The organism is Ruegeria sp. YTSC325 (genome assembly GCF_059609525.1).
This window is the reverse complement of the sequence record NZ_JBXWLY010000003.1, coordinates 152,753-174,570: the sequence shown is the minus strand read 5'-3', so window position 1 is coordinate 174,570 and position 21,818 is coordinate 152,753. Positions and strand designations below refer to the sequence as shown.

Here is a 21,818-nt window from a genome sequence, read left to right as displayed (position 1 = left end):
CCGTCCGGCAACAGGCGGCCTTTTTCGTTTACATCTTTGGCGCAGGAGCCAAGCCATGCCGCAGGACAATCTGCCAGACGATGCAAGCTTGACGACAGACGGATACGAATCCGCTGCGCAAGGGCAAATTTTGTTGCTGGCTTGCGGCGCGCTGGCACGCGAGATTCTGGACCTGAAGAACCTCAATGGTTGGGACCATATGGACCTGACCTGCTTGCCCGCCATCTTACATGTCCATCCCGAGCGGATTACTCAGGCCGTGCAGGATGCAATCACCAAACATCGCGCGCAGTACGACACGATCTACGTGGTCTATGCCGATTGCGGCACCGGGGGCCTGCTGCAAAACGCGTGTGCAGAATTGGGCGTCGAGATGGTAAAAGGCCCGCATTGCTATTCGTTTTTTGAAGGCAATGATGTTTTCGACGCACGCGGCGAGGATGAAACAACTGCCTTCTACCTGACCGATTTTCTGGCACGCCAGTTTGACGCCTTTGTTTGGAAGCCATTGGGCCTGGACCGGCATCCCGAATTGCGCGACATGTATTTCGGCAACTACACGAAACTGGTCTATCAGGCTCAGACTGACGACCCGTTGCTGACGAAACGCGCTCAGGAATGCGCCGACCGCCTTGGCCTGGCATTCGAAAGGCGTTTCACCGGATATGGCGATCTCGAGTCGACGTTAACAGATTGGGCCAATCGCGGCTGAGTTACGTCACGCGTTCTCTTGCGCAACTTCGCGAATACGCTCGATCATCGCCCGCAGACCATTGGACCGCTGCGCTGAGAGGTGGTCGTTCAAGCCCAATCGCGCCAATTCTGCGCCGGCGTCAATCTTGGCAACCTCGGCAAGTGGCACGCCATTGTACAAAGCCCGCAAAACCGCGATCAGGCCGCGCACGATCAGCGCGTCGCTGTCTCCGTCAAACCTAAATACTCCAGCTTCGATAACCGGATGCAGCCAGACCTGACTGGCGCAGCCATGAACCTTGGTTGCGGGAACTTTCAGCGCGTCCTCAAGGGGTTCCATAGCCTTGCCCTGCTCAATGACATGGCGATAGCGGTCTTCCCAGTCTTCCAGAAACTCGAAATCCTCGACGATGTCTTCAAAGGCAGGCGTTGCCATATCCCTGCGGTCCTTTCATTGCGGTCACAATCGTGACCTATGCCTCTGCCCCCTGCCTGTCCAGCCCCAGCGTGGGTTTTCAAAGCAGGGAATTTGCGTTAGGCCAGTTCGGGAAATACCGGTCAGAGCTTTAAATCCATGCAAAAAACACTGTCTGTTCTTTTGGTCGCCACGCTAACACTGTCGGCTTGTAGCGGATGGCGCGAGTCGCGTGTAAATCCGACCAACTGGTTTGGGTCCAGCACACCCGCGCCTGCACCGACACAGACTTTGGCCAATGACCCAAACGCACTGGTGCCCCAACAGCGTGAAGGCGCCGGCCTATTCAGTCGGCCAGACCCCGTGGACAACAGCGTTGCTATTGCGCGCGTTGATGAGCTGAGGATCGACCCAACACCCGGGGGGGCGATCATTCTGGTCACTGGCGTCGCCGCACGTCAGGGCGCCTATGATGCCCGACTCGTTCGTGTTGAAAGTGAAGAAAACCAGAAGAACGGCGTACTGGAATATACCTTCCGCGTTTCGTATCCGGCCACAGCAACCAATCAAGGCTCTGAACGTTCACGTCAGGTGTTGGATGCAATCAACGTGTCACAAGACGATCTGCAAGGCATCCGTCTGGTTCGCGTAGTCGGTCAGGAAAATGCTCTGGAATCGCGGCGGCGCTAAGTCGGCTACAACGACACAACCTTGACCGACTGGCCCTTGGCTGCCAAGGCGATCTTACCTTCGCACAGTTTAAGGGCGTCTTCACCAAACACTTCGAACCGCCAACCTGACATCGCAGGCAGGTCACGCTCTCCCGCCGCGATCTGATCCAATTCCGAACTGGTGGCGATCAGTTTTGCTGCCACGCCCGAACTTTCGGTCTTGGACTTTAGCAATACCCGCAGCAGATCGGCCAATGCCGGGTTGACCTTTAGCTTGTCGCGGCTGTTATCAACACGCGGCATCTGGTCAGGCGGGCAATTCACACCCTTTTTAACGGCCGCCAAAATACCTTCGGCAATCGCGCCTTTGCGCGCCTCGCGAAGCAACAAACGCGAGCCACCAAGATCAGACGGGGATTTCGGCTTGGTCGAGGCCAACTCGATCAGCGCGTCGTCCTTGAACACACGGCTGCGGGGTACGTTGTTTTCTTGCGCATAGGCCTCACGAAACTGGGCCAACTCACGTACCACAGCCAAAAACTTGGCCGAGTTCGTTCGTGTCTTAACCCGTTTCCACGCATCTGCCGGGCGGATATCATAGGTTTCGGGGTGGGTCAGTATGCGCAGTTCTTCAGCAACCCAATGGCTGCGTTCCGTTTTATTCAACTCTTTCGCCAGATGTTCGTAGATCTGTCGCAGGTGGGTCACATCAGCCAAGGCATAGGTCTTTTGCGCGTCCGACAACGGACGGCGAGACCAGTCGGTGAAGCGCGAGGTCTTGTCCAAACCCTGCTTGCAAATCTTGCGCACCAACGTTTCATAACCGACCTGCTCTCCGAAGCCGCAAACCATCGCGGCAACTTGGGTATCAAACAGGGGCGTCGGGAACACATTTGCTTCAACCCAAAAGATCTCAAGATCCTGGCGGGCCGCGTGAAAAACCTTTACCACACCCTCGTTTCTGAACAGTTCGTAAAGAGGCTCAAGCGACAATCCCTCAGACAGTGGATCAACAAGCACTGCGCTGTTCTCGTCCGAAGATGGCACCGCCAATTGCACCAGACAGAGTTTCGAATAATACGTCCGCTCGCGCAGGAACTCGGTATCGATTGTCACATAGTCATAGCTTGCAGCGGCCTTACAGTATTCGGCCAGCTCTTGCGTCGTTGTCAGGGTCTTCATGCGCGGTGGTGTTCTTGCTCTTGTTTTTCGTAGTAGCCCGTCGCTTTTGTGCCGTTCAGGGCGATAGCCCAAACCATAGGCCGAATAACACTGGCGTGTAAATCACTCTGCGGCGATCAGGGCAGCAACACGGGTGTGTGGTCGCCAGAGCTAAAGCGGCGCAGCACGGCTGGATAAAGCTTATGTTCCCACACCAGAACCCGTGCCGCCAAAGTCATAGGTGTGTCGTTTGGCTCAATCTGCAAACGGGCTTGGCCAAGGATCGGACCGTCATCCAATGCCGCCGTTACCTCGTGAACCGAACATCCATGTTCCTCATCGCCTGCCTCGATCGCGCGGGCATGCGTGTTAAGGCCCTTGTATTTCGGCAACAGTGAAGGGTGGATGTTCAGCATCTGCCCCTGAAAGCGCGATACAAAATCACCGGTCAGAACGCGCATGAACCCAGCCAAACAGACGATATCAGGCTGCGCGGCCTCAAGCGGTTTCAGCAGCTCTGCCTCGAACGCAGCGCGGTCGCCTTTGAACGGACGGTGATCGACCGAAGCCGTCGGGATGCCCCGCTCAGCCGCCTTGACCAGCCCCCTGGCCTGCGCATCATTGGACAGCACCAGACAGGGTCGCGCGGGGTGGTCGCCGATCATGGAATCGACCAGCGACACCATGTTGGACCCCCCGCCCGAGATCAGGATGGCAACGCGCTTGTGGCTCACAGCAGTTTGCCAGTGTAGGCCACACCGGCCGCCTCGGTGACTGTGCCGATGCGCGATACGGTTTCCCCGGCTTCGACCAGCAGATCGGCCAGTTCATCGGCGCGGTCTTCGGCGCAGACTACGATCATGCCGATACCGCAGTTGAAGGTTTTCAACATCTCAGTCTCGGCAATCCCACCGGTTTCAGCCATCCAACGGAAGACGGGCGGCAAATCCCAGGCGTTCAGGTCGATCCCGGCACCCAGCCCTTCGGGCAAGACACGCGGCAGGTTTTCTGTCAAACCGCCGCCGGTGATATGGGCCAGCGCGTGAACGCCCCCTGCCCGGATCGCTTGCAGCGCCTGCTTGACATAAAGACGCGTGGGCGTCAGCAGTGCCTCACCCAGCGTACCGTCGCTGAACGGCGACTCGGCGTCCCATCCTAGCCCCGAAATCCCTACCAGTTTGCGAACCAGCGAATAGCCGTTGGAATGCACCCCGTTCGACGCCAGCCCCAGCAGCACGTCGCCCTGCTGCACGCCTGCGGGCAGATGCGCGCCACGCTCCATCGCGCCGACCGAGAACCCGGCCAGATCAAAATCGCCATCGGGGTACATGCCGGGCATTTCCGCCGTCTCACCACCGATCAGGGCACAGCCGGACTGCACACAGCCCTCGGCGATGCCTTCGATGATCCGCGCGGCAGTATCCGTGTCCAGCTTGCCGGTGGCGAAGTAGTCGAGGAAAAACAGAGGCTCGGCGCCCTGACAGATCAGATCGTTGACGCACATGGCCACCAGATCAATGCCAACGCCATCAACCACGCCGGTATCAATAGCGATACGCAGCTTGGTGCCCACACCATCGGTCGCGCCCACCAGAATAGGATCGGTGTAGCCCGCATCCTTGAGGTCGAACAGAGCGCCGAACCCGCCCAGCCCGCTCATCACGCCCGAGCGGTTGGTCCGCTTGGCCGCAGGTTTGATCCGGTCGACCAGCGCGTTGCCTGCATCAATATCAACACCCGCGTCCGCATAGGTGATTCCGTTCTTGCCCGCTGTCATGGCCAACCCCTTATGAATGGTTCCCGCGCGGGTTAGTCGATTGTGGCCGTCGTTGCAACGGTCAGGCTTGACGCGGGCGTTCACCGTGATACTCAAAGCGCTCAGACGGGCCTGTAGCTCAATTGGTTAGAGCAGAGCGCTCATAACGCTTTGGTTGCGGGTTCAAGTCCTGCCGGGCCTACCAAATTTACCGTCCTATGATGATATCCGCGCTGAGCCCGCCCAGGCGTGCACTTTTCCCAAGCCGCAAAACACCCCCGTGTGCGCGGGCAATATCCGCAACAATTGCAAGCCCCAGGCCAACACCGCTGCCTTGATTCTGGTTGCGCGCCGGGTCCAGGCGCGAGAACGGTTTCACGGCCTCGGTGCGCTGTTCTGGCGGAATGCCCGGCCCGTCATCTTCGACCCGGATACGCAGCGTTTTGGGGGTAAGCGATAGGCTGACCTCAGCTCGATTTCCGTATCGAACAGCATTTCCGATCAGATTCTCGACAGCCCGGCGGATCGACGTTGGACGCAACATGGCGGTACCAGAGCCTTCGGTTGCGACAAGTTCAGCGGTATGCCCGGCCCGTTGGGCGTCGTTGACGATCTGTTTCAACAACTCAGACGGATCCACCTGTTCGGGCGCGCCTTCCGCCGCACCGCGTGAAAAGTCGAGAAACGCGTCCAGCAGCAGCTGCATTTCGTCCACGTCTTTTTGCAACGGCGTGGCTTCATCTTCGGGCAACATCGACAGCCCCAGTTTCAGACGGGTCAAGGGAGTGCGCAGATCGTGGCTGACACCTGACAACATCATGGTGCGCTGTTCCATTTGCCGCTCGATTCGGGCGCGCATATCGAGAAAGGCGTTTCCCGCAGCTCTGACCTCAATTGCGCCTCCGGGCGCGTACGGTACTACCCTGCCACGGCCAAACGCCTGCGCTGCATCAGCCAACCGTGTAATCGGACGCAGTTGGTTGCGCATATACAAGAACGATATCGACGTCATGATGACCGCAAAAAACACCATCGTCACGATCAACTGGTGCGGAGCAGCCGGAGACAAGCGTCGCCGATCCATTGTAAGCTGCAACAATCCCAAATCTGTATTCAAATATAGGCGCGCTTCATCCCCGCTGGGCAGCGCAATTGCCACCAGATTGGGTAGAAAGGCATGCAAATCGGAATCGACCTGCGGCGCAATGAAATCGTACCATCGGCGATAACCAACTTCGGGGCGTTCATTGATGCCAAGGAAACGCACCTTCATCTCAAGCGCGCTCAGATCAGGCCGAATCTCGGCCATGGCTTGCTGCTGGGTCTCGGCATCCTGCATCGTCGCAAGCACAAGCATCACCTCTCGGGAAGCCGTGCGGGTCATCTGCTCTGTCACGTCTTCAAGGTGTTTCTGCAAAAAGGCGATGCCAACAACAAGCAACAGCACGATCACTGGCAGAACCAGTATCAGGGCCGCTCGCGCATAAAGACTTCGCGGCATATAGGGTTTGAGCCATGCACTCGACATGCGCTAAACCTAACGGGCTGATCGGACAAGAGAAAGAGCGCAGAATGCAGGCCCCCGATGATTTCAACCCACCGCCCGGCCAAGCGGTCGAGTTACAAACCGGGCTTAGGCGCATTCTGGCGCCGAACCCGTCGCCGATGACGTATCGCGGGACGAATACCTATTTGCTGGGCACAAAGGATTGCGCGGTCATCGACCCCGGACCGATGAGCGAGACACATCTGGACGCGATTCTATCCGCCCTTCAAGCGGGTCAACGCATAAGCCATATCATCGTCACGCATACCCATCTGGATCACTCTCCGCTCGCCGCTCTATTGGCGCAGCGCACCGGCGCGCCGATTCTGGCTTTTGGAGGCCCCGAAGCCGGGCGCAGTACAGTGATGGCGGACCTGGCGCAACAGGGCCTGGCCGGAGGCGGCGAAGGAATCGATACCGCCTTTCGTCCGGATATCGAACTCGCCGATGGCGAAACCATCGAAGGTGACGAATGGCAGCTTGAAGTCATTCATACCCCGGGGCACTTGGGCAACCACATCGCTTTGGGCTGGGGTGATACCTGTTTCACCGCCGATCATGTCATGGGATGGGCCAGCTCATTGGTTTCACCCCCGGACGGAGATCTGACGGACTTTATGCAAGCCTGTCACCGTCTGCGCGACCGCACTTGGTCAACCTTTCACGCAGGACACGGTGCTCCTATCACTGATCCAGCTGCCCGGCTGGATTGGCTGATACAGCATCGCCTGACACGCGAGGCACAGATTCTGGGTGCGCTTGCCGATCAACCCGGCACGGCGAGACAATTGGCTGAGCGTATCTACATCGAAACTCCCAAAGCGTTGCTTCCTGCCGCCGAACGCAACGTGTTCGCTCATTTGGTCGATTTAACCGTAAATTCAATGGCTTCACCGAAAGGGAACCTAGCTATAGACGCCGAATTCCATCGAATTGCATGATCAGAAAAATTTTTCGTTATTTCGGGTCGTTCCCCTCTGGACGGCAATTTTCGAGGTTGTTATACGGCCCTCAGTTCCGGCGTAGCTCAGCGGTAGAGCAGTTGACTGTTAATCAATTGGTCGTAGGTTCGATCCCTACCGCCGGAGCCAAATCCCCTTCGAAGGCACACTGATTTGGCATGAAACGATCGTCGTCCTGCGGTCGAATTTTTTTCGTCAAAAAACTTCCCTCTCCCCTCTGGACGGCAGAGATTGTGATTGCTATACGGCGCGAACCGTTCCGGCGTAGCTCAGCGGTAGAGCAGTTGACTGTTAATCAATTGGTCGTAGGTTCGATCCCTACCGCCGGAGCCAATTTTTCACTTGTATTACAAGTGGATAAAAAGCCGCCTCGAAGGGCGGTTTATGTTTTCTGCAACATCTCTGCAACATAGTGGCTTGCTGCTTATTCAGAAGTCAGTACGGAATGTTGTCGTCACCATCATCGATAGGTACATCTTTCACGATCCAGCAAACTTGATTGTCATGACGTATGACGTTGAACACATGGGGCTTCTCTTCTAACGTGTACTCTCGGCATATGCACCCCTCGGCGCACAAATATGCGTAATCCAAGTTTTTGAGGACACCTGTTTGGACAAAGTAAAAGCTCTGGAACTAGAGGAAACTCTCAAAGGTCAGAAAATTGAGGGCTGGAAAATTGTCAGCTTAATCAATCACGGGAAATCTGCGGCAGTATTTCTAGCAACCCAAAAAGACCAAAAATGCGCATTAAAAGTTTTCGACGATGAGCTGATTGAGAAATACGGTGACGAAACCCAGTTAGCTAGAATAGAAAGAGAGTTACAACTCGTAGGCAAACACCACCCAAACATGGTCCAGTTACTTGGAGGGGGCGTCGACCAGATCACAGCAAACCACTATTTGATGATGGAGTTCTTGGATGGACCAAATCTTAAGCAGTGTTTGCAAGACGTACCATCTGCGAATATTGGGCTACTTATTTCTCAACTTGCCGATTGCTGTCGATTTCTTGAGGAGCTCGGCCTCACTCATCGGGACATAAAGCCGGAAAACATCGTAATTCTAGATGATTACAAACGTTTAGTTTTGCTTGACTTTGGAGTTCTTAGACCCGTTGGGGATGTCGGGTTAACCGACGACCAAGGTGTGCAGTCATTCGTTGGGACACTACAATACAGTTCCCCTGAGTTCTTGATTAGAGAAGAGAAGGACACACTTGAAGGCTGGAGGGCGCTCACATTCTATCAAATTGGAGGTGTTCTACATGACCTGCTGATGAGGACCGAGCTGTTCGCAGACAGATCCAATCCTTATGCTCGGCTGGTAATGGCAGTACAAAACGACATTCCAACAATCCACAACAAATCAGTTCCGAGTTATTTAGTAGACCTCGCAAAAGCCTGCCTCTCCAAAAAGCCGGAAGTGCGAGTAGAAATCTTAAACTGGAAATCTTTCTTTCCTCCTGAAGCAGACTTGGACGCAGACGATACTGCGAAGGTGCGTGTTACAAGCCGCCAAGCCGCGAAGCAGGCCCTTCAGGATGTTAGTTATGAACCAGAAGCCGACCCGCGTGAACTACTCCACTCAGTCATCGAAACTATCAAGATCAAAATACGGGGGATAAGAAACAGCAACACATCTAGCTTACCTCCAGTCACTGTGACTAGCGATGAGCAATCAATAAGAGTTTGCTTTGGCCCCTCGAAAGCACACGACCTGCCTTCAAGGTTAAGCATCTGCTTTTACGTGAATATTTTGGATGTCAACATTGGCGGAATATCGCTTAGCGTTTGTGCCTATTTGGGTGATGAACCAAAGGATGATTTCCCAAATCCTGTGAGTGTCTTTCAAGGCGTGTTTTCCGCAAACAGTATCGCCGAAGTATTAGAAGAATGTGTCTATGTCTCAGTAGAAATTGCGCAAAATGCTGACGCTAGCGCTAATGAAAAATTCTTGGATTTACACAAATTAGAAAGCTGATTTGCAATGGGTACAACCTGGTGGACCAACTCTTCCGACTTAGACGAGGAACAAAAGAAGGTGGTATCACTGGCCCCAGACGGACACCATCTGGTCTTGGGGCCACCCGGTAGCGGGAAAACCAATCTCCTACTTCTAAGGGCTTCGTATTTGCACCGGAACGGCCTGAACAACTTAGTTGTCCTTGCTTTTGGCCGCGTTCTTCGGGAATTTCTTGCTTCGGGTTCTGAACACTACCCATTCGACGGAGACAAGATCCAGACCTACGTAAAATGGGCAACAGCTTTACTTCAAGAAAACGGCGTCAAAGTTGATGCAAGTGATTTTGAATCGTTGAGATCGCGTTTGCTAAAGGACCTTCATGCGCTGGCAGACTTGAACAAACCCGAAAACCAATTCGACTGCATTCTTTTGGATGAAGCCCAAGACTACTCCCCTGACGAAATTCAAGTGGTCTCCAGATTTACCACTCGTCTGTTTGCGGTTGGCGACAGCAAACAGAGAATCCTGTCCGAACAAGATGGGGCGTTGGATGAGCTTGAGAAGTCAGGTGTCACGGTGTCCAAACTAAGTGCACATTATCGAAATGGCATATACGTCTGCCGAGTAGCTGACGGCATTCAAAACTTAGTCAACCACCCGGAGGGTATGGAGGCTACCTCAAATTATGACGAGGACAGTTTTCCATCTACCGTTCAGGTATTCGAAGAACTGGAATTGCCTGATCAGGTTAGTCAGGCTGTTATTGCAATTAAGGACCAGCTTGTCGCATATCCCGATGAACTCATAGGCGTGCTTTGTCCGAGAAAAGAAGAACTAAAGGAAATCGCAACCCTCCTTGAAGCTTCTGATATTTTTGACAAAGTCCAGATTCAGAAAGACGACAACTACGCCGCTATCGAACAAGAGCGGAGGATCATCGTTGCAAGCATTCATGGAGCCAAAGGATTGGAGTTTCGGGCTGTTCATCTTCTTGGCATGAACTTTGTGAAGAATTTCAAACTGCAGAAAAAAATGTGCTACACGGCCGTAACGAGGTGCAAGACATCTCTGTCAGTGTACCACGAACAACCGCTGCCTGGATACTTGGAAAACGGAATACAAGCGTGCTCCGCACCCCCTGCCAAGACCAGTCTCGATGACCTCTTTGAGTAGGACCTGAAATGCGCATTTGTATCATCGACAGGGAAACGCTGCTGGATTGGTTGGGCGGAAAATTCAAACCGCAGCCGGTCCGGCTGACACAGCAGAAAATGAAGAGCAAGTTTGACGGAGATATTGCTCTCGTCTTTGACGACGATGCCGATGAAGATTTGGGGCCTCCGGTGATTTCCGTTCCAAAAACAAAACTTTCGGACTTCTATGCATTTGTGGGAACTTACGCCGCGCAGTACAGACCTTTCTCTGCTTACTTCAGGGTTGTTCCTTTTGAGTCACTTGATGAAGTGTCAAACATCTCTCAGAATCGCAAAGATGTCAGTTTTCAAGAGGACGCTTTGGTCGGCGTTGCCATTGCGGAAGTCTATGCTCAGTCGCGTGGGCGCATTACCTCAATTGACAGAATTTCAGTATCGGCCGTTGAGGCCACTCTGTCTGCATCGCTCGCAGAGGCGGTCCGACAAGGTTATTCATCAAATATCATACCGGAAATCGCGGATCGATGGGAAATGGTTCGCAAGTTAGAAAATTCGGACCGACTTCATCTGTCCCCCAAAAAGATCACGGAGATTTGGCAAATTGTGGCGGATGTGGTTTTGGCAAAGCCCTCAAGAAAGATCCCAGAACCCCGACGGAGTATTACGCAGGCTCTTAAAGAAACGGAAAAGTCAGGGAGCAAACCGCAAGATTGGTTGCTTCCATTGACTAATGAAATACCCCTTCTGGCGAAAGAGTTGCCGCGCATGACTCATTCAAGGGAGGAACGTGTAAGAACGGCGAAAGATGTACTGTCCCTAATTGAAGGATCGAAATCTGAACCGCTATTGAAAGAATTCTTGGCAGGCGCGGTATTGTCAATGATTGGGAATGGTTCGTTCCAACAGCTACCCATTCTAGAAGAATTGTTGGCCGAAATGCCTGCATCCGCACTTTGGTTTGGCGTTGTTTCATCTTTTCAAGGTGGCAATGACGCGCTTACTGTCGGGAACTGCCTTGGTCGGCGAGTGCTTAGAGACATGCATAAAAACGCAAACTTGTTTTCCGAGGTTGAAGGTGACATTTCCGTCGATGAACTTGCGATGATACGAGCTGAGAGGCCTGGCAACACGGCATTCAGGACGGCTCAACCTACAAGCATGAAAGTGAACTTGTTTGGTAATGTTAGCGGGAGGTTCAAGTCCAATCAGAGCAGTCAAAATGAGAAACGGAATTTCGAACTGGAACAGGCCCGTCGCGTAAACGCTGAACAACTTGAGGAGCTCAGGAATATTTTGGATCGAGCGACCCACATTAGTCGGAAACTCTCGCAAAATAGGCGACGTGATCTTTTCGAGTAACTGGCAGAATTAACCCACTTTAGTTAATACGGTGGCCTGTTTTTCATGAGTGCCAATACTGCAAATCATAATAAACATAGAAGGCTTGAGCTGCGCCCTGCAGTGATAGTCGATCACAGCCTCCGAGATGAACTGCTGAACGAAGAATGGTTCGACAGTTTGAATGGCGCACGCCACAGAATGGCACTCTGGCGGTTGACTACAACAACGTCAGACGCCACTCATCTGCAAGCAGGGCCATGAAAGCCGGGTATAGGGGTCATTTCAACTAAAGCCGATGCGCTATAGTCGTAAGGGTTTTGACAATCAAACGAACAAAATCACCGATTGAGGAAACCATCATATTGTGCGCATATTGAAGCAGAGGCACGATATGCAGTATGGACACGTTAACACCAAAAGAGCGCTCAAAGCGCATGTCATTGGTTCGCGGGCGCGATACCAAGCCAGAAATGCGTGTCCGTCGTCTGATCCACTCACTCGGCTATCGGTATCGTCTTCATCGGCGCGACCTTCCCGGCAAACCCGATCTTGTTTTTGGGCCGCGCCGAAAGGCGATCTTCGTCCACGGCTGCTTTTGGCACCGCCATCCCAATCCCGCTTGCAAGCTGGCGCGCTTGCCGAAATCGCGGCGGGACTTTTGGCTGCCAAAACTCGAAGGAAATCGGGCAAGGGACGAACGCAACAACGCGGCGCTGGCTGAAATGGGATGGGATGTCCTAGAAGTTTGGGAATGCGAAACCGCTGACGAGGAATTGTTAGCCAATAAGATAAGAGAGTTTTTGAGATGAAATCGGTCGAGTTGTTCGCTGGCGCGGGAGGCCTCGGTTTGGGGGTTGGTGAAGCCGGGTACAAACACGCAGCAGTGGTTGAGATTGACCGCTGGGCCTGCGATACACTGGCCGAGAACACCAAGTGGCCTCTGCATGGCTGGGACAAGGGCGATGTTCGGAAGTTCGACTATACGCCGCTGAAAGGAAAAGTGAACCTCGTCACAGGTGGCCCGCCGTGCCAGCCATTTTCGATGGGCGGTCAGCATCGTGCCTTCCTTGATCCGCGCGACATGTTTCCCGAAGCCGCGCGCGCAGTTCGCGAGTTGCGACCCGAGGCGTTCATCTTCGAGAACGTTAAAGGTCTGAAACGGCAGGCATTCACAAACTACCTCGAATACATCCGTCTGCGCCTTCGTCATCCCGATCTCGTTCCGAACGATGGCGAGGAATGGCTTGAGCACCTCAAGCGGCTTGAGGACTACGAAACGAGCGGAGCGAGCGGCGGTTTGCTCTACAACGTCGTAATCCGCCTCCTGAATGCAGCCGACTATGGCGTGCCTCAGAAGCGGGAGCGTGTCTTCATCGTAGGCATCCGTGACGACCTCACTACCGCCTTCCACTTTCCAGACGCTACGCACTCGCGGGACGCCTTGCTCTGGTCAAAGTGGCGCAGTGGCGAATACTGGACGCGGCACGGCATAGAACCGGTCCCCAATGTGCGCGAGCAGGCACGCGCCGCTCGATTGAAGGACAAGCCACGGGAAATGCCTTGGCAAACGGTGCGCGATGCCTTGCACGACATACCCGATCCAGAGTTCCATCCGAAGGCTGCAGCGAAGTTCGCGGATCATCGCTTCATTCCCGGCGCACGCTCGTATCCGGGGCACACGGGAAGCCCTCTCGATGAACCCGCCAAAACGCTCAAGGCTGGCGTGCACGGCGTCCCCGGTGGCGAGAACATGCTTCGCCGTCCCGATGGTTCGATCCGCTATTTCTCAGAGCGAGAGAGCGCCCGCATACAGACATTTCCTGACGACTTCCGATTCCACGGGTCATGGACGGAAACGATGCGTCAGCTTGGGAACGCCGTTCCTGTAAAACTCGCCGAGATTGTTGCTAAGGCAGTTCGTGACCAGATAGAACTGTCACATGAGAAAAGTAACGCCTTACAATCCGTTGGACAAACAGCACCTAGCCGAAAACGCGGCAAGCGCGCTGTTAAAACAAGAACCTGAGCCACTCCCGCCAGAGCCATTCGAAGGCGCTGGAATTTATGCGATCTACTACCTTGGCGATTTTGACGCCTATCAACCGCTTGCGGAGATAAACCGTGAGACTTTGGAGGCACCGATTTATGTGGGTAAGGCTGATCCGAAAGGCGGGCGACGGGGCGGCGATTGGGACGCACCCGCCGGTCCCGCTCTCTCGGATCGCCTGCGGAAACACTCGACTTCCGTGACGCAGGCTGAAAACCTCGACGTTACTGATTTCCGCTGCCGCTACCTTGTACTTGATGACGTGTGGGTGCGAATGGCGGAGCGGATGCTAATCTCATGGTATCGCCCGCTCTGGAATGTCGTTGTGGATGGCTTCGGAAACAACGATCCCGGCAAACGCCGCGCGACACAGTACCGATCATCGTGGGATATACTGCATCCGGGTCGCCCTTGGGCAGTCAAGCTGGCCGAGGGAGAGACGACGGCGGACGATGTGCGGGTTAAGATTGCCAACCACTTCAAGACGTTGGGGAGCGCCTAATCAAGCCACACAATGTTCTGAATGCCTAGCCTCCGCCCGGCTTCTTCAACCAATCGCCTATCTTCCAGCGTGCGGAACTTCCCCGTGTTTGGAATCAACACTACGCCAAATGGCACGGAACTCGGGCTTGGGTAAGCTCTTTCAAACACAGCGAAGAGCGTAAGTTTCCAATCAGAAGCATTGCTCCAAGCGATTATTCGACCGTCATCCAGTTTCTGTCCATGAGGTTTCGTGTAGATTTCAGTAGCGATAGCTCCATCCTCTATTCGGAGAACGCGTCTGGCCATCGTTGGGTCCGACATGCGCTCGATGGAGTAAGACTTCAACACCGTATCCTTGAGATACACCCGAACTTGCCGCGGATCCATATAGCCCCCTAGCCGACCTCCAATTGCCTCGGCCTCTGTCCAATATGAGTAAAGGCGCGACTTCTCAGAGGAATCGAGGTGCAACCACCCGACTTCATCCGCCTCCGCCCAGATCATTTCGAATACCTCCGTCCGAATATGTTCTGGCAGCTTCATTGGACATTTCCTGGGTGTCGCGGAGGTGGAAAGTCAAATCGCGGCAGCTCCAGGGTCGGATCGTTTTCCCTCAGCATTAGGTCTGCTTGGTCCTTCATCCACTCTCGCATGAAGCTTCCTGCAGAGTGATCCGCAAACTGGATTAACCTATCGCCAAGTGGCAGCGTCTCGAGGCCTGTATTCGCAACAGCTCGCTCAAGCTCCACAATTTCAGCGATCCGTCTTAGATCGGTCACGAAGTCCAGAACGACCACCTTGTCCTTTCCTTCACTTACGCGCAGTCCGCGGCCAATCTGTTGAACGAAAATCCTTCGACTGTGCGTTGCCCGCATGAACACAATCAGATCTACGTCAGGCACGTCGACCCCCTCATTAAAGAGGTCGACGCTAGCAAGAACATCGATGTCGCCCCGTTTGAAGGAGGACATCAACTTATCTCTATCCCGAGCCGGAAGTTCGGCAGAGATTGTCTCCGTCTTGAGGCCAAACGAACGCAGGATACCTGAAAAAACCTTGGCGTGCTCAACAGTTGGGCAAAAGACCAATCCAGCACGTCTTTTTTCATCGTGAAAGACTTGAGCCACCCTCTGGGCCGCCTCTTGATCCCTTGTAGGGATAAGAAGTTTGCGATTCAGTTGAGAGATTGAATAGTTGTAGGCAGAGCGTTCTTGAACAAAATTCCAATCGATGTTGTCAGCGAATAGTCGATAATCGACATCGCAAAGAAAACCTCGAGCCAGACCCTCAGAAATTCCATACTGGACTAACGGCTGGCCAAGAACCGTTTCAATGTCGAAACCATCGCCACGCCAAGGTGTAGCCGTAACCCCACCAAGCATTTTAGGCTTTAGTGCATCTAATGCCTGTAAGAATGTTGGCGACCCAATGTGGTGTGCTTCGTCGACCAGAACAAGCCCAAAGGCAGGCAGTTTTTCCTGCCGTGACAAAACACTTTGCACCGTCGCAAAGGTAATCCCTTCCCAGTATGAGGGATTTTCATCACCCGACAGTCTATGTGTCTGCACCCACTTGGGTAGCTGGTTCCAAAAGCCAATCTGTAGCTGTCGCACAAGCTCTCGCTTGTCGGCAAGCACCAGTACTCGGTCGTGTTCGACAAGACTGTCTCGGAACAGGTCAGCAACAAGCTCCGCCATAACAACAGTCTTGCCCATACCAGTGGCCAAAACGGCAAGGCCTCGGCCCGTGTCTACGAGGGCCTCTCTGAGTTTGGCATGCGCTTCCTGCTGGTAATCTCTAAGCTGTCTCCGTGCCGACGAATACTCAGGCAGTTTTCTTCCAAGTGCCTGCAGGTATGAAGGATCAAGGACTTCGACCTTTATTCCTAATTTTGCGTATCGTGAAACCTCACCTTGAAAGCCGGCGCCGGGTCGTCGAGAGGTCGCTACAAGTAGACGGTCGGCTTTGTAGTATTCTCCTGCATCGACTACTTGCCTAACGGCATCTTTTTGAGGTGACGCAGAGGTGGTATGCTTACATTGAACCACCCAAGACTGACCGCCCTTTACGGCCAAGATATCTGCACCTTTGTCTCCACTGCCGCCAACAATACGAACGTCAGCGTATCCCGAATAAACAAGCGCTCGCGCCACGTCCCGCTCGAAGGCTTGCCACGGCCCATTCAACAATCGCCGATCGTCTAAAAAATGGTCACCCATCAATCAAACTCATGATCTGGTCGTAGCATCCTCATCGATACGACCGCCCGCATAAGTGCATCCCTCGAAGAATGAACCAAGTCGGCGACATCCTTAGTTGCGAGCCATCCCACGTCCGAAACGAGATTCTTGTATCTGTTTCTTACGACGGCACGAGCTTCATTTGTTAGTTCTGGGTCTCCGTAATCAAGTCCAAGGTACTCCTCGTCCCAGATCTTTCCGTCAAAGAAAAACTCAGGGAAATCATCTATTAGGCTGCCCAACACCTGAACCGGCGCATACTCGAGAAATGAACCATCTTGAATGGCTGATCCCGGGCTGACATTGCGGCGCGCCATCTCCCGCATAGTCTTGTTCTGATCGAGATCAGTTAAACTAGAGAACAGCGTAGTGCGTTCTTCATCAGCCACGGCAGCCAAAAAGGCTCTAGTCAGAATGCCAATCAAATCAGTTGCCTCTGGCTGAATGACTAGCGGATCTAGGAATTCCTCTTCAGTGTATGTTTTGCGCAATTGAGCGACAAGCAAGGATAGCGGCTGTTCTGCCCGAGTACCCCTCAGAAAATCTGCGGTCTTCCAGGCGAGCTCCAGCAGCAGCGCATCCTTGGGTGTCATGGTCAAGGAGCGAAAAACCTCATGCTCGGCTCTGAAAAAGAAGCTGTGTTTGCGGGTTGCAGGTTCTGTAAGCTCTAACCCCCAAGGTTCTTCAGGTTCCAAAATGTCGTCATCATCAAGAATCGAAAATGCCTCGATACTCCATGACGTCCCAGAGTGATTTTCAATATATTGCTTCGACAGGCTGGCGATCCGTTCCCTCGGGAAACTGAGCGGCAAGTCATCTTGTGGCTCGTCAACTTGCTCACTAGTTCCATCTTGACCAGTCTGCTCAGGTTCTAGCATTTCCTCGAGAAGCCCCAACTCTGCTGGCGTGGGTGGCGCCGGATTTGCAGACTGTGTTCCTACCAAGAGTTCATGCTCTGCCTCTTCAACCAACTCCCACCATTTCGTGTCATCTTGGAAGTTTGGATGCCCATCATGAAATGATCGCGCCATTTCGGTCGCCCGAGCATTGTCCTTCACGACAACGATTTTTTTCCAAGCACCTGCAACTTTTGATTGCGGACTTGTTCTTCGAAAAGCCCTAAACAAACGAAACAACGGACTCGAATTGCTGTGAAAACCAAGGCTTTTTGCCTTCTCTGGCCTCAATGGACCCGCACCTCTGATCAGTTCAACCATTTCCTCCCAAGCAGGGTCAGTGCGGTCGAAACGATCTTTTGCATAGCTGACGCGGCAGTGATCGAAATGGATCTCTCCAACGAACCGACCACGCCCCCTTTGATCATCTATTGGATATTCTGGCTCGTCGGCATCGTCGGATCGCCAAAAAAACAAATCCTTTGAGTTTATCTCGATCTTCCGACCATTCCGTAGCAAATCGAATCCAAATTCAGTTTTGTCCAAATACCTTTGGATTCCGATCCACCCCCTTACGCTTCTGTCCCTATTGACTACGGAACCGCTCAAGCCGCACACAGTGCAAGGATCATCAGCGGCGAGTTCACCGTGCACCCAGTTCATACAGTTGTTGCAGTATTTCCGGGTTTGAAGCTTAAAGTTGAAGTTAATTACCGCAGGAATGTCACCAAGGTCTGGCGTAGAGGTCACGCGATCCTCTGACCAAACACAATGTAGCCGTGGCTTGATCCTTTTGTTATTCACGAAAAGACTGAAGGTTATTGGCAAGCCGTTCGCTCGAAGCATTGCAGAATAGGTTTGAGAGAGTCGTTTTCTGAGCTTGGATTGGTTCGAGCTTTTTGAAAGCCACGATCTTTGCTGCGGCTTGAGCAATTTGACCCTGATTTCTGTACCATGTTGCAAAAGGTCGGCTTTTGGTCGTTTCAGGTGAGGTGTTTTAAAATGTTTCTGCTGCCGCAAACGTTCGAAGTCTATCTCGAGGCCATGCCACTCCTTGTCACCTTCCCGAGTGGTCCAAACCTCGGTCACTGAGCCCAACCTCGCGGTCGCAATGTTAAACCCCATGCCGAAGAGGCCTAGGTTATCCACTGGATTGTTTCCGGACCAACCGGCACTAACAGCTCTTTGTAGCGTTTCTGCTGTCATTCCGGGACCGTTGTCGCGGACTTCAAGCATCGCGCCTTCAACATCCGCATTTGGTAAGTTCACGTATACTTCGGGATTTTGCACTGCTTTCCCATTTCGGCGCTCGTGAATGAACCCATCGATCGAATTATCCACTAGTTCCGAGATACAACGCCATTGTTCCAGGTTGATTTCCCCGAGCATCGGAAGGACCCTAGGATCGGGCAAAAGATCAAATTCTTCGGCGACGCTTTCGGAAGAGGTTTCGCTTTGCGACATTTAGCGCGCTCCTTGCTCGGCTTGGGTAGTGATAAAAGAACTAATGATAACTATATGTTGCTGGTAACATAGGGAACGAGCAAGCGGGAAATCCCTTGATGGATCACCACAATCGAGAATCTGCTTCGACCGGTGCATCTGACGCTGCAGATTTGGTGCTTCGACTGAAGCCAAGTGTGGACGCAACCTTGGAACGTTTGGCTGCGAAGAGGTTTCGTGAAGATCCGATCGGCGGCCGAAAATACTCTAGAGCCACAAGCATCATCAGCTCGGCCTACAAGAGGCACGGAACCTTGCTCGAAGAAGCGATTGTCTCGCGGCTCAGCGAGTGCCCACGCCTTCAGGTCTGGCGTGAACCGTCTTTCAAATTATCAACGCAGTCTTTGCAAGTTTGCCGAGAAGTGGAGAACACGGAAACGCTCCTTAAGCTCGATCTTCCCTACGGTGAATGTGAGCGCGAAATTCCATTGGACATGGTTGTATTCGACAAGGAGAAGCGAACTCTGAACTCTTACAACATTAAAAGAGGAAATGGTTCATATGACGCCGGAAAACGCCGTTCAATTATGACGGAATTATTCCGTACGCATCTGCTTCTAACGAGTTATGGAAACGCGCTCGATTTCGACGTTGAGACGTCTTCTGCACTGGTGATCTTTTACTATGGCTTAAAGTCTGTTCCGGACGATCTGTGCATAGCTGGTGATGAACTAGATGACCACTTCGGCTTTCCAGTTTACCAAGCTGTCGAATCCGTTAACGACTACTTCAAAAACCAGCTACATGCTTTGATAGAGGAAGAGTAGTAATCAGTGTTTATGTCGACAGAAGCAGCGATCTGTGGACCTCACGAGCCATCGGAAAACTACTGATTGTTGCAGAAACTGTTGCAATTTGAATGGCTTATTGAAGAAATGCGTGAGTAATCTGCACCATAAGTCCACTTCCGCAAATGATTGATTATCAATTGGGCGCAGTAGGACAGCTATAGAAGCTGGATCTGAACCCAACCGAGAAAGTTCTCGAACGACCGCTCAGCGTACCAGTGCTGACATCTGACAAAAAGACTCAGATGTCGCCTCAGAGCCCAAAGCAGCCAATCCATCATCGAAACAAAATCGACAAACTCCATGAATGCTCGATAGGATAGCAATTTCTTTGAAGCGCGGATACCGTCCTTCCAATTAACAGTGGAGATATTCATTGAGACGCCTTGCGGCAATCTTGGTCACCGACGTGGTCGGCTACTCTCGTCTGATGCGCAATGACGAGAGCGCGACGCTTAAAGGATTAAAAGTAGTCCGTCAGGAAGTGATTGAACCTGCGTTGTCTGCAAGAGGAGGCAGAATAGTAAAATCGACGGGAGACGGACTACTTGTGGAGTTTGCATCTGCACTGGAAGCCACCAAAGCGGCTTTGGATTTCCAGACAAACCTGTCGCTGAACCCGTCAAATGCACAGCTGACATTCCGGGTCGGGATTCATGTGGGTGACATAGTTCTGGAAGACGGCGATATATTCGGCGACGGCGTGAATGTTGCTGCCAGAATAGAAGCGGAAGCTGACCCAGGCTCAGTCTGCGTGTCGGATGCAGTTTACGAACAGGTGCGTGACCATTTGGATCAGGTTTTTTCTGAATTGGGTGAGCGACATCTCAAAAACATCGACCGGCCGGTCCGGGTCTGGCAGTGGTCTCAGCCCGGTGTGTCACCAGCGCCGTCGCAGCAAGCGCGTTCGTCTGCGACAAAGCAATCTGTGCCGAAGCGGCCTTCCATTGCGGTACTCCCGTTCAGGAACCTGTCCGGAGATCCGGATCAGGAATTCTTCTCAGATGGCATAACCGATGACATTATTTCCGATTTGTCGCGTTACAAGGAGCTGTTCGTAATAGCGCAGCATTCCAGCTTTGCGTATCGCAATTCTACAAAGACCAGAGCAGAAATTGCGGATGAACTTGGGGTTCAATACATTGCAGAAGGGTCGGTTCAAAGGGCCGCGAACCGGATAAGGATAACTGTCCGGCTCGTTGATCCGGGGTCGGCGTCAGATGTCTGGTCGGAACGCTACAACCGAGAAGCGACTGATATTTTTTCCCTGCAGGACGAAATAACCGAGGTGATCGTCAACCGGCTTGCGGGTCAGATCGAACGCCAGCATCGAAAAAGGGCGATGAAGAGCTCGGACAGTCTGGGGGCATACCATTTTTGCCTTAAAGCGCAGCATGGAATTTTTGTGGTCGGCCGCGAAAATGCGCGCGGTGCTTTTGAGAGCGCTCAGAAGGCCCTCGAACTTGAACCGGAAAATGCCCGCGCACATTCATTAATCGGTTGGTATTACATATCTGAAGCTACGAATTCATGGGGCATGGATACGGACCTTGCGTATTCAAAGGCGTGGGATGCGGCTCTCAAGGCCTTGCACGTTGACGAAGATGAGCCGTTTGCGATGGTTGTGCTTGCGTGGGTGTACCTTTGGCGAGATGGGTTGCATGACCGCGCGCTGGCCGAATTGCAGAAAGTCTGCGAGTTGTATCCGTCCAATGCATCTTACCGAAGTTATCTCGCGTTCGCGCAAATCTACGCGGGCGACCATGGCAACGGTATGCATAACCTCGAACACGCCATGCGATTAAACCCTCACTTTCCGGTACTCTACGACAATCATTACATGCGGGCCTTGTTTCACCTCAGAAGAAGCGCAGAGGCTCGGCCACATGCTGTGAAGGTGCGCACGCACATGCCGCAGGCGAGCAATGCGCTAGCGCTCACAGCTGCAATTTTTGCCTCGCTCGACATGCGCAGCGAAGCTGCACAGGTCATCAGCCAGATACGCGAAATCAGCCCGGGTTACACGCGAGACTTCGTTCAGAGCCGCCTGCCGTATCGTCTTGATGAGGACAAAGAATACTTCCTCGAAATGCTCGAAAAGGCAGGTCTGCCCGAGTGATACTCATAGTGTTACCCCGCTACTTGCAGTTAATTGCCGGGTGTGTCGTTTTCGGTGGCTGACCGGATTTTTCGATGG

General features: G+C 53.1%; 19 protein-coding genes, 3 tRNA genes and 1 pseudogene. 15 read left to right on the top strand and 8 right to left on the bottom strand.

All coding sequences use genetic code 11. The features are described 5' to 3' along the window. Positions 1 to 55: 55 nt before the first annotated feature. Complete coding sequence (locus AC2FF7_RS06020; RefSeq protein WP_480865634.1) at positions 56 to 712, top strand: DUF1638 domain-containing protein; 657 nt, start codon at positions 56 to 58, stop codon at positions 710 to 712. 6 nt (positions 713 to 718) lie between these two features. On the opposite strand, the gene AC2FF7_RS06015 is transcribed toward AC2FF7_RS06020, so the two are convergent. Beyond that, on the bottom strand, positions 719 to 1,129 hold the full coding sequence (locus tag AC2FF7_RS06015; RefSeq protein ID WP_496905362.1) for a SufE family protein: 411 nt from the start codon (positions 1,127 to 1,129) through the stop codon (positions 719 to 721). A 138-nt stretch (positions 1,130 to 1,267) separates the two neighbouring features. On the opposite strand from AC2FF7_RS06015, the gene AC2FF7_RS06010 reads away from it, so the two are divergent. After that, positions 1,268 to 1,798 (top strand): hypothetical protein, encoded by a 531-nt coding sequence (locus tag AC2FF7_RS06010; protein ID WP_209194527.1) that lies wholly within the window; start codon positions 1,268 to 1,270, stop codon positions 1,796 to 1,798. Positions 1,799 to 1,803: 5 nt separating this feature from the next. On the opposite strand, the gene rnd is transcribed toward AC2FF7_RS06010, so the two are convergent. The 3 genes from rnd to purM all read right to left on the bottom strand — a co-directional run bounded on the left by rnd (position 1,804) and on the right by purM (position 4,717). Beyond that, complete coding sequence (gene rnd, locus AC2FF7_RS06005; protein ID WP_480865636.1) at positions 1,804 to 2,961, bottom strand: ribonuclease D; 1,158 nt, start codon at positions 2,959 to 2,961, stop codon at positions 1,804 to 1,806. Between the two features lie 116 nt (positions 2,962 to 3,077). Further along, positions 3,078 to 3,674, bottom strand: coding sequence for a phosphoribosylglycinamide formyltransferase (purN, locus tag AC2FF7_RS06000; RefSeq protein ID WP_480865637.1), 597 nt, complete (start codon positions 3,672 to 3,674; stop codon positions 3,078 to 3,080). Next, on the bottom strand, positions 3,671 to 4,717 hold the full coding sequence (gene purM / locus AC2FF7_RS05995) for a phosphoribosylformylglycinamidine cyclo-ligase (protein ID WP_496850509.1): 1,047 nt from the start codon (positions 4,715 to 4,717) through the stop codon (positions 3,671 to 3,673). Before purM ends, purN begins: the two co-directional genes overlap by 4 nt. A gap of 107 nt (positions 4,718 to 4,824) precedes the next feature. On the opposite strand from purM, the gene AC2FF7_RS05990 reads away from it, so the two are divergent. Continuing rightward, positions 4,825 to 4,901 (top strand) — tRNA-Ile (locus tag AC2FF7_RS05990). A 3-nt stretch (positions 4,902 to 4,904) separates the two neighbouring features. On the opposite strand, the gene AC2FF7_RS05985 is transcribed toward AC2FF7_RS05990, so the two are convergent. Then, entirely contained in the window at positions 4,905 to 6,224 is a 1,320-nt protein-coding gene (locus tag AC2FF7_RS05985) for an ATP-binding protein (RefSeq protein ID WP_480865639.1), read from the bottom strand. A 44-nt stretch (positions 6,225 to 6,268) separates the two neighbouring features. Here AC2FF7_RS05985 and AC2FF7_RS05980 point away from each other — a divergent pair, with 44 nt between their 5' ends. The 10 genes and pseudogenes from AC2FF7_RS05980 (at position 6,269) to AC2FF7_RS05935 (ending at position 14,213) form a co-directional block, all read left to right on the top strand. Beyond that, a complete protein-coding gene (locus AC2FF7_RS05980; RefSeq protein WP_480865640.1) occupies positions 6,269 to 7,183 on the top strand; it encodes an MBL fold metallo-hydrolase in 915 nt (304 codons plus the stop codon). A gap of 75 nt (positions 7,184 to 7,258) precedes the next feature. Further along, a tRNA-Asn gene (locus AC2FF7_RS05975) sits at positions 7,259 to 7,333 on the top strand. Between the two features lie 129 nt (positions 7,334 to 7,462). Beyond that, positions 7,463 to 7,537: transfer RNA gene (locus AC2FF7_RS05970), tRNA-Asn, on the top strand. A gap of 279 nt (positions 7,538 to 7,816) precedes the next feature. Continuing rightward, positions 7,817 to 9,187 (top strand): serine/threonine protein kinase, encoded by a 1,371-nt coding sequence (locus AC2FF7_RS05965; RefSeq protein ID WP_496905361.1) that lies wholly within the window; start codon positions 7,817 to 7,819, stop codon positions 9,185 to 9,187. Between the two features lie 6 nt (positions 9,188 to 9,193). After that, entirely contained in the window at positions 9,194 to 10,342 is a 1,149-nt protein-coding gene (locus AC2FF7_RS05960; protein ID WP_496905360.1) for a UvrD-helicase domain-containing protein, read from the top strand. An 8-nt stretch (positions 10,343 to 10,350) separates the two neighbouring features. Next, entirely contained in the window at positions 10,351 to 11,682 is a 1,332-nt protein-coding gene (locus AC2FF7_RS05955) for a hypothetical protein (RefSeq protein WP_496905359.1), read from the top strand. Between the two features lie 117 nt (positions 11,683 to 11,799). Beyond that, positions 11,800 to 11,909, top strand: a pseudogene (locus AC2FF7_RS05950) (integrase core domain-containing protein); the annotation flags it as partial. Positions 11,910 to 12,062: 153 nt separating this feature from the next. Then, positions 12,063 to 12,473 carry a very short patch repair endonuclease gene (locus AC2FF7_RS05945; RefSeq protein WP_496905358.1) on the top strand — a complete coding sequence of 137 codons (411 nt, stop codon included), beginning with the start codon at positions 12,063 to 12,065 and terminating at the stop codon, positions 12,471 to 12,473. After that, the gene (locus AC2FF7_RS05940) at positions 12,470 to 13,690 is read left to right on the top strand and encodes a DNA cytosine methyltransferase (RefSeq protein ID WP_496905357.1); all 1,221 of its coding nucleotides are present in this window, start codon (positions 12,470 to 12,472) and stop codon (positions 13,688 to 13,690) included. Before AC2FF7_RS05945 ends, AC2FF7_RS05940 begins: the two co-directional genes overlap by 4 nt. Further along, entirely contained in the window at positions 13,605 to 14,213 is a 609-nt protein-coding gene (locus tag AC2FF7_RS05935; protein WP_496905356.1) for an Eco29kI family restriction endonuclease, read from the top strand. The genes AC2FF7_RS05940 and AC2FF7_RS05935 overlap by 86 nt, the downstream gene beginning before the upstream one ends. Here the strand turns inward: AC2FF7_RS05935 and AC2FF7_RS05930 are convergent. Genes AC2FF7_RS05930 through AC2FF7_RS05920 form a run of 3 tightly spaced genes read right to left on the bottom strand, consistent with a single transcriptional unit; the run spans position 14,210 to position 18,794 of the window. Further along, a complete protein-coding gene (locus tag AC2FF7_RS05930; RefSeq protein ID WP_496905355.1) occupies positions 14,210 to 14,737 on the bottom strand; it encodes a hypothetical protein in 528 nt (175 codons plus the stop codon). The two genes, AC2FF7_RS05935 and AC2FF7_RS05930, sit on opposite strands and share 4 nt — an antisense overlap. Beyond that, on the bottom strand, positions 14,734 to 16,413 hold the full coding sequence (locus AC2FF7_RS05925) for a DEAD/DEAH box helicase family protein (RefSeq protein ID WP_496905354.1): 1,680 nt from the start codon (positions 16,411 to 16,413) through the stop codon (positions 14,734 to 14,736). Before AC2FF7_RS05925 ends, AC2FF7_RS05930 begins: the two co-directional genes overlap by 4 nt. Then, complete coding sequence (locus tag AC2FF7_RS05920; protein WP_496905353.1) at positions 16,413 to 18,794, bottom strand: ATP-binding protein; 2,382 nt, start codon at positions 18,792 to 18,794, stop codon at positions 16,413 to 16,415. The genes AC2FF7_RS05925 and AC2FF7_RS05920 overlap by 1 nt, the downstream gene beginning before the upstream one ends. Positions 18,795 to 18,892: 98 nt before the next feature. On the opposite strand from AC2FF7_RS05920, the gene AC2FF7_RS05915 reads away from it, so the two are divergent. Next, on the top strand, positions 18,893 to 19,600 hold the full coding sequence (locus AC2FF7_RS05915; protein ID WP_496905352.1) for a hypothetical protein: 708 nt from the start codon (positions 18,893 to 18,895) through the stop codon (positions 19,598 to 19,600). Positions 19,601 to 19,997: 397 nt separating this feature from the next. Further along, positions 19,998 to 21,740 (top strand): adenylate/guanylate cyclase domain-containing protein, encoded by a 1,743-nt coding sequence (locus tag AC2FF7_RS05910; protein WP_496905351.1) that lies wholly within the window; start codon positions 19,998 to 20,000, stop codon positions 21,738 to 21,740. Positions 21,741 to 21,818: the final 78 nt, after the last annotated feature.